Raw genomic sequence first — 12413 nt, 5'->3', positions numbered from 1 at the left:
ACACCCGTCCAATCGGCCCGATCCGCGCCTGCCCGCCGTCGCGCCGATCGCCGCCGCCCTTCCTGCGAGCGACTGGCGGTTCACCGCATCATCGGCTGCGTGCGCGTCATTAAACCAATCGGTTGACAATCTCGCCTATGTGCGATTATTAAACCACATGGTTGAACGACTCGACGCCACGTTTCAGGCCCTCGCCGATCCCACGCGCCGCGCCATGCTCGCCAGCCTCGCGCTCGGCGAGCGCACGGTGGGCGAGCTTGCCGCGCCGCACGCAATGACCTTCGCCGGCGCCTCCAAGCATGTCCGCGCGCTGGAACGCGCGGGCCTCGTCCGGCGCCGCCGCGAGGGGCGGCGGCAGATGTGCGCGCTGAACGCGGCGCCGCTCGCCGAGGCGCAGGGCTGGCTGGCGCAATGGGAGAAATTCTGGACCGAACGGCTGGACGCGCTGGAGGCGGTCATCGCAGCCGACTCGGCCGCCGCGAACGCCCCCATGAACAAGGAGAAGGACAGTGGCTGACCAGGACATCATCACCGCGCAGGAGCTGCGCTTCGAACGGCTGCTCGACGCGCCGGTCGAGACCGTGTGGCGCTATCTGGTCGAGTCCGAGCTGCGCGCGCGCTGGTTCATGGGAGGCGAAACCGACGCGCGGCCGGGCGGCAAGATGGAGCTCGTCTTCGATCATGCCCGACTCTCCGACGGCGACGTGCCGACGCCCGAGCGCTATCGCGGCAATGTCGGATCGCGCTGGCACGAGACGATCGTGCGGGCTGAGCCGCCGCACCTCATTGCCTTCACCTGGGACGAAGGCAAGGCGGGCGAGGTGACGATCGAGCTGACCGCCATAGGGAATCGGACCCTCCTCGTCCTCACCCATCGCGGCCTGCGCGGGCCGGAGGACGCGCGCAATTTCGGCGGCGGGTGGCATGCGCATCTGGCGGTTCTGGAGACGCGGCTGGCCGGGCGCGCGGTACCCGACTTTTGGGCGCTGCACCGCGCGGCCGAAGCGAAGGCCGCCGGCTGTCTCGCCCCGGAACTCGGATAAGGCGCTCGCGTCCCTTCCAAAATCGCCCCTGTTGACCCACATAGGGGCGGCCGCTATAGGCCGCTCCGCTTCGGGACCGTCTGGCCCAAGGGCCGGACGATGTCTGACGGGGCAATTTGAGCTGAACACTGCTGCCATGTGAAGCAAAGGCCTGGAGGCCGGATAGGCCCCCAAGGCTCTTTGCTTATTTGGCGTGGCGGTAGAGTAACTTGAAGGAAGTGAAGGGCTTCATGCCGACGATCAACCAGTTGATCCGCAAGGGTCGCGAGCCGCAGAAGGCCAAATCCAAGGTCCCTGCGATGGAGCAGAATCCGCAGAAGCGCGGCGTTTGCACCCGTGTCTACACCACCACGCCCAAGAAGCCGAACTCGGCGCTGCGCAAGGTCGCCAAGGTGCGCCTCACCAACCAGCGCGAGGTCATCAGCTACATTCCGGGCGAGGGCCACAACCTTCAGGAGCACAGCGTCGTCCTGATTCGCGGCGGCCGTGTGCGCGACCTTCCGGGCGTGCGCTACCACGTGCTGCGCGGCGTGCTCGACACGCAGGGCGTCAAGGACCGCAAGCAGAGCCGTTCGAAGTACGGCGCCAAGCGGCCGAAGTAAGGGGAGACCGGAAGCATGTCACGTCGTCGTCGCCCCGAGAAGCGCGAAATCCTCCCCGATCCGAAGTTCGGGGATGTCGTCCTGTCGAAGTTCATGAACAACATCATGCTCGACGGCAAGAAATCCACCGCCGAAGGCATCGTCTATGGCGCGCTCGACACGATCGAGGCTCGCGCCAAGAAGGACCCGCTCGGCGTGTTCCATGATGCGCTGAACAATGTGAAGCCGGGCATCGAGGTCCGCAGCCGCCGCGTCGGCGGTGCGACCTACCAGGTTCCGGTGGAGGTGCGTCCCGAGCGCGCCCAGGCGCTCGCCATCCGCTGGCTGATCTCCGCCGCGCGCGCGCGCAGCGAGAAGACCATGGCCGCCCGTCTGTCGGGCGAGTTGCTGGATGCGTCGACCAACCGCGGCAACGCGGTGAAGAAGCGCGAGGACACGCACCGCATGGCCGAGGCCAATCGCGCCTTCAGCCACTACCGCTGGTAAAAAGCACACCTATATTGTGGGGAGCCGGACGCTCCGGCTCCCCACATCGCCAAGGAAACCCAGAAAATGGCCCGCAGCCATCCGCTCGAGAAATATCGCAACATCGGCATCATGGCGCATATCGACGCCGGCAAGACGACGACGACCGAGCGAATCCTCTATTACACCGGCAAGTCCTACAAGATCGGCGAGGTCCATGAGGGCACCGCCACGATGGACTGGATGGAGCAGGAGCAGGAGCGCGGCATCACCATCACGTCGGCCGCGACGACCTGTTTCTGGAACGATCACCGGATCAACATCATCGACACGCCCGGCCACGTCGACTTCACGATCGAGGTCGAGCGCAGCCTGCGCGTGCTCGACGGCGCGGTCGCGGTGTTCGACGGCGTCGCCGGCGTCGAGCCGCAGTCCGAGACGGTGTGGCGCCAGGCCGACAAGTACAAAGTGCCGCGCATGTGCTTCGTCAACAAGCTCGACCGCATGGGCGCGAGCTTCGATCGCTGCGTGCAGATGATCAAGGACCGGCTCGGTGCCCGCCCGGCCGTCCTCCAGCTGCCGATCGGCCTCGAGAGCGACTTCACCGGCGTCGTCGACCTGGTCAACAACAACGCGATCGTCTGGCTCGAGGAGAGCCTCGGCGCGAAGTTCGAGATCCGCGAGATCCCGGACGACATGAAGGACGCCGCCGCCGCGGCGCGCACCGAGCTGATCGAGATGGCCGTCGAGCAGGACGACTCCGCCATGGAGGCCTATCTCGAAGGCAATGAGCCGGACGTCGCGACGCTGAAGAAGCTGATCCGCAAGGGCACGCTCGAATTCGCGTTCGTGCCGGTGCTGACCGGCTCGGCCTTCAAGAACAAGGGCGTGCAGCCGATGCTGGACGCGGTGATCGACTATCTGCCCGGGCCGCTCGACGTCCCGGCGATCAAGGGCGTGAAGCTCGACGGCGAGACCGAGGATTCGCGTCCCGCCGACGACAATGCGCCGTTCGCCGCGCTCGCGTTCAAGATCATGACCGACCCGTTCGTCGGCACGCTGACCTTCGCCCGCATCTATTCGGGCAAGCTCGAGAGCGCCTCGACCGTGATGAACTCGGTCAAGGACAAGCGCGAGAAGGTCGGCCGCATGCTGCTCATGCACGCCAACGACCGCGAGGACATCAAGGAAGCCTATGCGGGCGACATCGTCGCGCTCGTCGGCCTCAAGGACACGACCACCGGCGACACGCTCTGTGCGCCGAACGCGCCGATCATCCTGGAGCGCATGGAGTTCCCGGATCCGGTCATCGAGGTCGCCGTCGAGCCGAAGACCAAGGCCGACCAGGAGAAGATGGGCATCGCCCTGTCGCGCCTGGCCGCCGAGGACCCGAGCTTCCGCGTCTCCTCCGACGCCGAATCGGGCCAGACCATCATCAAGGGGATGGGCGAGCTCCACCTCGAGATCCTGGTCGACCGCATGAAGCGCGAGTTCAAGGTCGAGGCCAATGTCGGTGCGCCGCAGGTCGCCTATCGCGAGTCGCTCGCGAAGCCGGTCGAGCTCACCTACACCCACAAGAAGCAGTCGGGCGGCTCCGGCCAGTTCGGCGAGGTGCGGGTGTCGCTTTCGCCGGGCGAGCGCGGTTCGGGCATCACCTTCATCGACGAGGTCAAGGGCGGCAACATCCCGCGCGAATATATCCCGTCGGTCGAGAAGGGCATGCGCGAGACGGCCGAGACCGGATCGCTGATCGGCTTTCCGATCATCGATTTCGAGATCCGCCTGACGGACGGCAAGTATCACGACGTCGACTCTTCGGCGCTCGCGTTCGAGATCACCGGCCGCGGCGCGATGCGCGAAGCCGCGCAGAAGGCCGGCATCAAGCTGCTCGAGCCGATCATGAAGGTTGAGGTCGTGACCCCGGAAGACTATCTGGGCGACGTGATCGGCGACCTGAACAGCCGCCGTGGCCAGATCCAGGGTACGGACAGCCGCGGCAACGCACAGGTCGTCGAGGCGATGGTGCCGCTTGCGAATATGTTCGGCTACGTTAATGAGCTTCGCTCCTTCACGCAGGGACGCGCTCAGTACACGATGCAGTTCTCGCATTACGACGAGGTCCCGGCGAACGTCGCCGAAGAGGTCAAGGCGAAGCTCGCCTGAGCGGCTGCCGGAACAGAAGTGAACAGAAAGACGAGGGTTAGAGAAAATGGCGAAAGCTAAGTTCGAGCGGACGAAGCCGCACTGCAACATCGGCACCATCGGTCACGTCGACCATGGCAAGACGTCGCTGACCGCGGCGATCACGAAGGTCCTCGCCGAGACCGGCGGCGCGACGTTCGTCGACTATGCGAACATCGACAAGGCGCCCGAGGAGCGCGAGCGCGGCATCACCATCTCGACGGCGCACGTCGAGTATGAGACCGACAAGCGCCACTATGCGCACGTCGATTGCCCGGGCCACGCCGACTATGTGAAGAACATGATCACCGGCGCCGCCCAGATGGACGGCGCGATCCTGGTCGTGTCCGCCGCCGACGGCCCGATGCCGCAGACCAAGGAGCACATCCTGCTCGCCAAGCAGGTCGGCGTGCCGACCATGGTGGTCTTCCTCAACAAGGTCGACCAGGTCGACGATCCGGAGCTGCTGGAGCTCGTCGAGCTCGAAATCCGCGAGGAGCTTTCCAAGCGTGACTTCGACGGCGACAACATTCCGATCATCGCCGGCTCGGCGCTCGCCGCGCTCGAGGACAGCAATGACGAGATCGGCAAGCAGGCGATCCTGAAGCTGATGGCCGCCGTCGACGAGTGGATTCCCCAGCCGGAGCGTCCGCTCGACAAGCCGTTCCTGATGCCGATCGAGGACGTGTTCTCGATCTCCGGCCGCGGCACCGTCGTGACCGGCCGCGTCGAGACCGGCGTCGTCAAGGTGGGCGAGGAAGTCGAGATCGTCGGCATCTCCGACACCAAGAAGACCGTCGTCACCGGCGTCGAGATGTTCCGCAAGCTGCTCGACCAGGGCCAGGCGGGCGACAATATCGGCGCGCTGCTTCGCGGCGTCGGCCGTGAGGAAGTCGAGCGCGGCCAGGTTCTGGCCAAGCCCGGCTCGATCACGCCGCACACCGAGTTCACCTCGGAGGTCTACGTCCTGTCGAAGGACGAGGGCGGCCGTCACACGCCGTTCTTCGCCAACTATCGTCCGCAGTTCTACTTCCGGACGACGGACGTGACCGGCGAGGTCGTCCTCCCCGAGGGCACCGAGATGGTCATGCCGGGCGACAACGTTCAGCTCGCCGTGAAGCTGATCGCGCCGATCGCCATGGACCAGGGCCTGCGCTTCGCGATCCGCGAAGGCGGCCGGACCGTCGGCGCGGGGGTTGTCGCGACGATCACGAAGTAATATAGGCCGCGAGCCGCCCGATTCTCTTCGGAGTCGGGCGGCTCAGGCTTTCAAGGTTCTTGTAGCGGCCGATCCGGGCTTTCGGGTTCCGGAAAGGCCGATTTGATTTGCCCTTCGGGGCGGCTCTTTCGCATCGGTAGTGGACATGGAAACGCAGAATATCCGCATTCGCCTGAAGGCGTTCGATCATCGTGTGCTCGATCAGGCCACGGGCGATATTGCAGACACGGCGCGCCGCACGGGCGCCCTCATTCGCGGTCCGATTCCGCTGCCGACGCGCATCGAGAAGTTCACCGTCAACCGTTCGCCGCACATCGACAAGAAGTCGCGCGAGCAGTTCGAGGTGAGGACGTACAAGCGGCTGCTCGACATCGTGCAGCCCACGCCGCAGACGGTCGACGCGCTGATGAAGCTCGATCTGGCCGCCGGCGTCGACGTCGAGATCAAGCTGGCGTAACGCCGGCCCGAGACAGGGATACCGCCGGGGCTCGCCCCGGGTCTGCGTCCCCGCCGTTTCGCCTTCGGGCGAAGCATTGGCCCAGGCGGGGCACGCATCGTTTCAATGGGTCGCACGCCCCCGGCGCGTCAGGCATCGGGGGCCTCTGTTAGGGAGTGTGGATCATGCGCACTGGCGTGATCGCGAAGAAAGTCGGGATGACCCGCCTGTTCCAGGACGATGGTCGGCACGTGCCGGTCACGGTCCTGGCGCTGGACAATGTGCAGGTCGTCTCGCGCCGCGAGGCGGACCGTGACGGCTATACCGCCGTCCAGCTTGGCGCGGGCAGCGCCAAGGCGAAGAATCTGACCAAGCCGGAGCGCGGCCATTTCGGCAAGGCCGAGGTGGCGCCCAAGGCGAAGCTGGTCGAGTTCCGGGTCGCCGAGGACGCGCTCCTCGACGTCGGCGCGGAGCTTTCCGCCGATCATTTCGTCGCCGGCCAGCTGGTCGACGTCTCCGGCGTCACCCAGGGCAAGGGCTTTGCCGGCGCGATGAAGCGCTGGGGCTTCGGCGGCCTTCGCGCCACCCACGGCGTCTCCGTCTCCCACCGCTCGCACGGTTCGACCGGCAACCGCCAGGATCCGGGCAAGGTCTTCAAGAACAAGAAGATGGCCGGCCATATGGGCGCGCGCAACCGCACCCAGCAGAACCTCGAAGTGGTCCGCACCGACGTCGAGCGCGGGCTGATCTTCGTCAAGGGCTCGGTGCCCGGCCACAAGGGCAGCTGGCTGCTCGTGCGCGACGCCGTGAAGGTCGCCCGTCCGGCGGACCTGCCCTATCCGGCCGGCCTCCGGGCCGCCGCCAACAGCAACAATGCGCCTGCCGAGACGCCCGCCGAAGACGCGGCCGCGCCCGAGGCCACCGAAGGCCAGGAGGGCTAAACAGTGAAGGTCAAGGTTCAGACCCTCGACGGCAAGGGCAAGGGCTCCGACCTGGAGCTCAACGATGCCGTGTTCGGCATCGAGCCGCGCGCCGACATCCTCCACCGCGTCGTCACCTGGCAGCTCGAGAAGCGCCGCGCCCCCGCGGCCGCGACCCGCGAGCGCGCCGACGTCGCCCGCACCGGCAAGAAGTTCGGCCGCCAGAAGGGCGGCGGCACCGCCCGTCACGGCGATCGCCGCGCCCCGATCTTCATCGGCGGCGGCAAGGCGCACGGCCAGCGGGCGCGCGAGTTCAATCCGTCGCTCAACAAGAAGGTCCGCGCGCTCGGCCTCAAGATGGCGCTCTCCGCCAAGGCGAAGGGCGGCAGCCTGATCGTGGTCGACAATCTCGACCTCGGCGAGGCGAAGACCGCGGCGCTGAAGGCGCAGCTTGCCGGCCTCGGCCTCGGCAAGAGCGCGCTGGTCATCGACGGCGAGGCGCTGAACGTCGGCTTCGCCAAGGCGTCGGCCAATCTCCGCGAGATCAATCTGCTCCCGGCGATTGGCGCGAACGTCTACGACATTCTGAAACACGACACCCTGGTGCTGACCCGCGCCGCGGTCGAGAAGCTGGAGGCCCGGTTCAATGGCTAAGGCGAAGCAGAAGGCGACGCCGAGCGTGGAAGTCGGTCATTTCGACGTCATCCTCGCCCCGCACATCACCGAGAAGACGACCCTGCTCTCCGAGCATAATGCGGTCGTGTTCAAGGTCGCGAACGACGCCACCAAGCCGCAGATCAAGGCGGCGGTCGAGGCGCTGTTCAATGTCAGCGTGACCGGCGTCAACACGATCACGTCCAAGGGCAAGACGAAGCGCTGGAAGGGCCGTCCCTACACGCGCTCGGACGTCAAGAAGGCGATCGTGACGCTGGCCGAGGGTCAGTCGATCGACGTCACCACCGGTATCTGAGGCTAGGACAAGATGGCACTCAAGAGCTACAATCCGACGACCTCGTCGCAGCGCGGCCTGATCCTCGTCGACAAATCGGCGCTGTGGAAGGGCAAGCCAGTCAAGGCTTTGACCGAGGGCAAGCGCAAGACCGGCGGGCGCAACAACAAGGGCCATGTGACCTCGCGCGGCATCGCCGGCGGCCACAAGCAGAAGTACCGCATCGTCGATTTCAAGCGGCGCAAGTGGGACATGCCGGCCACCGTCGAGCGGCTGGAATATGATCCCAACCGCACCGCCTTCCTGGCGCTGGTCAAGTATCAGGACGGCGAGCTCGCCTATATCCTGGCCCCGCAGCGGCTCGCGGCTGGCGACACCGTCGTCGCCGGCAAGAAGACCGACGTGAAGCCGGGCAATGCGATGGAGCTCGGCCAGATGCCGGTCGGCACCATCGTCCACAATGTCGAGATGAAGCCGGGCAAGGGCGGCCAGATCGCCCGCGCCGCCGGCACCTATGTCCAGGTCGTCGGCCGCGACAAGGGAATGGTGATCGTCCGGTTGAATTCGGGCGAGCAGCGTTACATCCGGTCGGATTGCATGGGGACGGTCGGCGCGGTTTCGAACCCCGACAACCAGAACCAGAATTTCGCCAAGGCGGGCCGTTCGCGCTGGATGGGCCGTCGCCCGCTCACCCGCGGCGTCGCCAAGAACCCGGTCGATCACCCGCACGGCGGTGGTGAAGGCCGGACCTCGGGCGGCCGTCATCCGGTCACCCCGTGGGGCAAGTCGACCAAGGGCGCGCGCACGCGCAACAACAAGCAGACCGACAAGATGATCATCCGGTCGCGTCACGCGAAGAAGAAGAGGTAAAAATGGCCCGCTCCATCTGGAAAGGTCCGTTCGTCGAGCTGTCGCTGCTGAAGAAGGCAGAGGCGGCGCAGGAGGCCGGTGGCCGCGCGCCGATCAAGACCTGGTCGCGCCGCTCCACGATCCTCCCGCAGTTCGTGGGCCTCACGTTCAACGTCTACAATGGCCGCAAGTTCGTGCCGGTCAGCGTCAATGAGGACATGGTCGGCATGAAGCTCGGCGAGTTCGCGCCGACCCGCTTCTTCCCGGGCCACGCCGCCGACAAGAAGGGCAAGAGGTAAGTCATGGGCAAGCCCAAAGCTCCCCGCCGCGTCGCCGAGAACGAGGCGCTGTCGGTCGGAACGCAGATCCGCGGTTCCGCGCAGAAGCTCAATCTCGTCGCGGGCCTGATCCGCGGCAAGAAGGCGGGCGAGGCGATGAACATCCTCGCTTTCTCGCCCAAGGCGATGGCGCGCGACGTCCGCAAGGTGCTCGCCAGCGCGATCGCCAATGCGGAGAACAACCACAATCTCGACGTCGACAGCCTGGTCGTCGCCGAGGCGAGCGTCGGCAAGAGCCTGTCGATGAAGCGCTTCGCGACCCGCGCCCGCGGCCGTTCGACGCGCATCGTCAAACCGTTCAGCCGCATCCGCGTCGTCGTGCGCGAGCAGGAAGAAGCATAATGGGTCAGAAATCCTCCCCGATCGGCCTTCGCCTCCAGATCAACCGGACCTGGGACAGCCGCTGGTATGCGGACGGTGGCGATTACGGCCGCCTGCTCCTCGAGGACCTCAAGATCCGCAAGTACATCCTGAAGACGCTGCCCCAGGCGGCGATCTCGAAGGTGGTGATCGAGCGTCCGGCCAAGCTGTGCCGCGTCTCCATCTATGCCGCGCGCCCCGGCGTGATCATCGGCAAGAAGGGTGCGGACATCGAGAAGCTGCGCAAGAAGCTGGGCGAGATGACCGGCTCGGACGTGAGCCTCAACATCGTCGAGATCCGCAAGCCGGAGATCGACTCCAAGCTCGTCGCGCAGGGCGTCGCCGATCAGCTGGAGCGCCGTGTCGCGTTCCGCCGGGCGATGAAGCGGGCCGTCCAGTCCGCGCTCCGGCTCGGCGCCGAGGGCATCCGCATCACCTGCTCGGGCCGTCTCGGCGGCGCCGAGATCGCGCGCACCGAATGGTATCGCGAGGGCCGCGTGCCGCTGCACACGCTGCGCGCCAATGTCGATTATGCCGAAGCCACGGCGCACACCGCTTATGGCGTCTGCGGCGTCAAGGTGTGGATCTTCAAGGGCGAGATCCTCGGCCATGACCCGCTTTCGCAGGACCGGCTGATGATGGAGGCCCAGACCTCCGGCGTCCGCCCGGCCCGCGACGATCGCCGCTAACGCCTTGCTGGGATAAAGAAAAATGCTGCAACCCAAACGCACGAAGTTCCGCAAGGCGCACAAGGGCCGGATTCACGGCGACGCCAAGGGCGGCACCGCGCTCAATTTCGGCGCCTTCGGCCTCAAGGCCCTGGAGCCGGAGCGGATCACCGCGCGCCAGATCGAGGCGGCCCGCCGCGCGATCACGCGTCACATCAAGCGCCAGGGGCGCTTGTGGATCCGCATCTTCCCGGACGTGCCGGTCTCGTCAAAGCCGGCCGAAGTCCGCATGGGCTCGGGCAAGGGCGCGCCCGAATATTGGGTCGCGCGGGTGAAGCCCGGCCGCATCCTGTTCGAGCTGGACGGCGTGCCCGGCCCGCTCGCCAAGACCGCGTTCGAGCGCGCGGCCGAGAAGCTGCCGATCAAGACCAAGGTGGTCGCCCGCCTTGGCGAATCCCTGTTTGAGGACGCCTGAGATGGCCACTATCGACGATTTCCGGAACAACACCGACGACCAGCTGACCGATCGGCTGAGCGAGCTGAAGCGCGAGCAGTTCAACCTGCGCTTCCAGGCCGCGACCAACCAGATCGAGAAGCCGTCGCGCGTTCGTGAAGTGCGTCGCGACATCGCCCGCATCAAAACGCTGCAGACCGAGCGCGCCCGCGCCGCTCAGGCCGCCAAGGCGTAAGGAGTCAAGAACATGCCAAAGCGCGTCCTGACCGGCACCGTGGTGTCCGACAAGACCGACAAGACCGTGGTGGTCCGCGTCGAGCGGCGGGTGAAGCACCCGCTCTACGGCAAGATCATCAAGCTCTCGAAGAAGTATCACGCTCACGACGAGGGCAATGAGTACAAGCAGGGCGAGACCGTTCGCATCGAAGAGACGCGGCCGATTTCGAAGCTGAAGACCTGGGCCGTGCTCGGCCGGATCGACACCCATGCGACGCCGACCAAGGCCGCGCCCAAGAAGGGCAAGGCGAAGGCCGCCGAGGCCGGTGCCGAGGCTCCGGCCGAAGGCGCCGAGGCTTAAGAATTTCAACTGATCGCCGGGCGTGTCCCGGTTGAAGTGAAGAGAAGGAATTGGATCGATGATCCAGATGCAGTCGAACCTGGACGTCGCCGACAATAGCGGCGCGAAGCGCGTCCAGTGCATCAAGGTGCTGGGCGGCTCCAAGCGGCGCTTTGCCGGCGTCGGCGACATCATCGTCGTCTCCGTCAAGGAAGCCAGCCCGCGCGGCCGCGTGAAGAAGGGCGACGTCCACAAGGCCGTCATCGTCCGCACCGCCAAGGACATCCACCGCGCCGACGGATCGACGATCCGCTTCGATTCCAACGCGGCCGTCCTCGTCAACAACAACCAGGAGCCGATCGGCACCCGTATCTTTGGGCCGGTCGTCCGCGAATTGCGCGCGAAGAAGCATATGAAGATCATCAGCCTCGCGCCGGAGGTGCTGTAATGGCCGCCGCGAAGATCAAGAAGGGCGACAAGGTCGTCGTCCTGAGTGGCAAGGACAAGGGCCGCCACGGCACCGTCACCAAGGCGCTGCCGAAGGAAGGCAAGGTCGTGGTCGAGGGCATCAACGTCCACGCCCGCCACACCAAGCCGAGCCAGGCGCGGCCGCAGGGCGGCATCGTTCGCGCCGAGGCGCCGCTGCACATTTCGAACGTCGCGCTCGAGGATCCCAAGACGGGCAAGCCGACGCGGGTGCGCTTCGAGGAGCGCGATGGGAAGAAGGTCCGGGTCGCGGTCCGGTCCGGGGAGCTGATCGATGGCTGACGCCAAATATACTGCGCGCCTGAAGCGCGACTATGACGAGCGCATCGTCCCGGCGATGATCGAGCGGTTCGGCTACAAGAACCGCATGGAGGTTCCGCGCCTCGACAAGATCGTGCTCAACATGGGCGTCGGCGAGGCGACCCAGGACAAGAAGCGAGTCGAGACCGCGGCCGCCGAGATGGAGCTGATCGCCGGTCAGAAGCCGGTCGTCACCAGGGCGAAGAAGTCGATCGCGCAGTTCAAGCTGCGCGAGGGCATGCCGATCGGCGTCAAGGTCACGCTGCGCCGCGAGCGCATGTACGAATTCCTGGACCGGCTGATCACGATCGCGCTGCCGCGCGTCCGCGACTTCCGCGGCGTCAGCGCCAAGTCGTTCGACGGGCGCGGCAATTACGCGATGGGTCTCAAGGAGCAGATCGTGTTCCCGGAGATCAACTATGACCGGATCGACAAGGTCCGCGGCATGGACATCATCGTCACCACCACCGCGAAGACGGACGAGGAGGCGCGCGAGCTGCTGCGCCTGTTCAACTTCCCGTTCCCGCAGGACCAGGATCAGAAGCAGGCCGCGTAAGCGCCTGCTCCCGCAAGAAGGAAGAGAACTT

The 12413-nt window shown here is 66.0% G+C and carries 20 protein-coding genes; all 20 read left to right on the top strand.

Annotation, left to right across the window (positions count from 1 at the left end):
- The first annotated feature begins 157 nt into the window (after nucleotides 1–157).
- The 20 genes from FRZ32_RS03485 (at nucleotide 158) to rplE (ending at nucleotide 12382) form a co-directional block, all read left to right on the top strand.
- Entirely contained in the window at nucleotides 158–517 is a 360-nt protein-coding gene (locus tag FRZ32_RS03485) for an ArsR/SmtB family transcription factor (RefSeq protein ID WP_147042193.1), read from the top strand.
- Complete coding sequence (locus FRZ32_RS03480) at nucleotides 510–1043, top strand: SRPBCC family protein (RefSeq protein WP_205008240.1); 534 nt, start codon at nucleotides 510–512, stop codon at nucleotides 1041–1043. The genes FRZ32_RS03485 and FRZ32_RS03480 overlap by 8 nt, the downstream gene beginning before the upstream one ends.
- Nucleotides 1044–1273: 230 nt before the next feature.
- Entirely contained in the window at nucleotides 1274–1645 is a 372-nt protein-coding gene (gene rpsL, locus FRZ32_RS03475; RefSeq protein ID WP_147044308.1) for a 30S ribosomal protein S12, read from the top strand.
- A 15-nt stretch (nucleotides 1646–1660) separates the two neighbouring features.
- The gene (rpsG, locus tag FRZ32_RS03470) at nucleotides 1661–2131 is read left to right on the top strand and encodes a 30S ribosomal protein S7 (RefSeq protein ID WP_147042192.1); all 471 of its coding nucleotides are present in this window, start codon (nucleotides 1661–1663) and stop codon (nucleotides 2129–2131) included.
- 66 nt (nucleotides 2132–2197) lie between these two features.
- Nucleotides 2198–4273 (top strand): elongation factor G, encoded by a 2076-nt coding sequence (fusA, locus tag FRZ32_RS03465; protein ID WP_147042191.1) that lies wholly within the window; start codon nucleotides 2198–2200, stop codon nucleotides 4271–4273.
- 46 nt (nucleotides 4274–4319) lie between these two features.
- Complete coding sequence (gene tuf / locus FRZ32_RS03460; protein ID WP_147042190.1) at nucleotides 4320–5510, top strand: elongation factor Tu; 1191 nt, start codon at nucleotides 4320–4322, stop codon at nucleotides 5508–5510.
- 145 nt (nucleotides 5511–5655) lie between these two features.
- Nucleotides 5656–5967, top strand: a complete 312-nt coding sequence (gene rpsJ / locus FRZ32_RS03455) for a 30S ribosomal protein S10 (RefSeq protein ID WP_044450118.1) — start codon at nucleotides 5656–5658, stop codon at nucleotides 5965–5967.
- Between the two features lie 164 nt (nucleotides 5968–6131).
- Entirely contained in the window at nucleotides 6132–6887 is a 756-nt protein-coding gene (gene rplC, locus FRZ32_RS03450; RefSeq protein ID WP_147042189.1) for a 50S ribosomal protein L3, read from the top strand.
- Between the two features lie 3 nt (nucleotides 6888–6890).
- Nucleotides 6891–7520, top strand: a complete 630-nt coding sequence (gene rplD, locus FRZ32_RS03445) for a 50S ribosomal protein L4 (protein ID WP_147042188.1) — start codon at nucleotides 6891–6893, stop codon at nucleotides 7518–7520.
- Entirely contained in the window at nucleotides 7513–7836 is a 324-nt protein-coding gene (locus tag FRZ32_RS03440; protein WP_147042187.1) for a 50S ribosomal protein L23, read from the top strand. The genes rplD and FRZ32_RS03440 overlap by 8 nt, the downstream gene beginning before the upstream one ends.
- A gap of 12 nt (nucleotides 7837–7848) precedes the next feature.
- The gene (gene rplB / locus FRZ32_RS03435) at nucleotides 7849–8685 is read left to right on the top strand and encodes a 50S ribosomal protein L2 (protein WP_147042186.1); all 837 of its coding nucleotides are present in this window, start codon (nucleotides 7849–7851) and stop codon (nucleotides 8683–8685) included.
- A gap of 2 nt (nucleotides 8686–8687) precedes the next feature.
- Complete coding sequence (gene rpsS, locus FRZ32_RS03430) at nucleotides 8688–8963, top strand: 30S ribosomal protein S19 (protein WP_147042185.1); 276 nt, start codon at nucleotides 8688–8690, stop codon at nucleotides 8961–8963.
- Nucleotides 8964–8966: 3 nt separating this feature from the next.
- The gene (gene rplV, locus FRZ32_RS03425; protein ID WP_147042184.1) at nucleotides 8967–9344 is read left to right on the top strand and encodes a 50S ribosomal protein L22; all 378 of its coding nucleotides are present in this window, start codon (nucleotides 8967–8969) and stop codon (nucleotides 9342–9344) included.
- Nucleotides 9344–10051: a 30S ribosomal protein S3 gene (rpsC, locus tag FRZ32_RS03420; protein ID WP_147042183.1), complete on the top strand. Its 708-nt coding sequence runs from the start codon at nucleotides 9344–9346 to the stop codon at nucleotides 10049–10051. Before rplV ends, rpsC begins: the two co-directional genes overlap by 1 nt.
- Before the next feature lie 22 nt (nucleotides 10052–10073).
- Complete coding sequence (gene rplP, locus FRZ32_RS03415) at nucleotides 10074–10505, top strand: 50S ribosomal protein L16 (protein WP_147042182.1); 432 nt, start codon at nucleotides 10074–10076, stop codon at nucleotides 10503–10505.
- A 1-nt stretch (nucleotide 10506) separates the two neighbouring features.
- Nucleotides 10507–10719: a 50S ribosomal protein L29 gene (gene rpmC, locus FRZ32_RS03410; protein ID WP_147042181.1), complete on the top strand. Its 213-nt coding sequence runs from the start codon at nucleotides 10507–10509 to the stop codon at nucleotides 10717–10719.
- Nucleotides 10720–10731: 12 nt separating this feature from the next.
- Nucleotides 10732–11061 (top strand): 30S ribosomal protein S17, encoded by a 330-nt coding sequence (rpsQ, locus tag FRZ32_RS03405; RefSeq protein ID WP_147042180.1) that lies wholly within the window; start codon nucleotides 10732–10734, stop codon nucleotides 11059–11061.
- A gap of 58 nt (nucleotides 11062–11119) precedes the next feature.
- Nucleotides 11120–11488: a 50S ribosomal protein L14 gene (gene rplN / locus FRZ32_RS03400; protein WP_147042179.1), complete on the top strand. Its 369-nt coding sequence runs from the start codon at nucleotides 11120–11122 to the stop codon at nucleotides 11486–11488.
- Nucleotides 11488–11808, top strand: coding sequence for a 50S ribosomal protein L24 (rplX, locus tag FRZ32_RS03395; RefSeq protein WP_147042178.1), 321 nt, complete (start codon nucleotides 11488–11490; stop codon nucleotides 11806–11808). Before rplN ends, rplX begins: the two co-directional genes overlap by 1 nt.
- Nucleotides 11801–12382, top strand: a complete 582-nt coding sequence (gene rplE / locus FRZ32_RS03390; RefSeq protein WP_147042177.1) for a 50S ribosomal protein L5 — start codon at nucleotides 11801–11803, stop codon at nucleotides 12380–12382. The genes rplX and rplE overlap by 8 nt, the downstream gene beginning before the upstream one ends.
- Nucleotides 12383–12413: the final 31 nt, after the last annotated feature.

The organism is Sphingosinicella ginsenosidimutans (assembly GCF_007995055.1).
In the GTDB taxonomy this organism is placed as follows: domain Bacteria; phylum Pseudomonadota; class Alphaproteobacteria; order Sphingomonadales; family Sphingomonadaceae; genus Allosphingosinicella; species Allosphingosinicella ginsenosidimutans.
The sequence above is the reverse complement of the archived record's forward strand: the minus strand, read 5'-3'. Positions and strand labels throughout refer to the sequence as shown.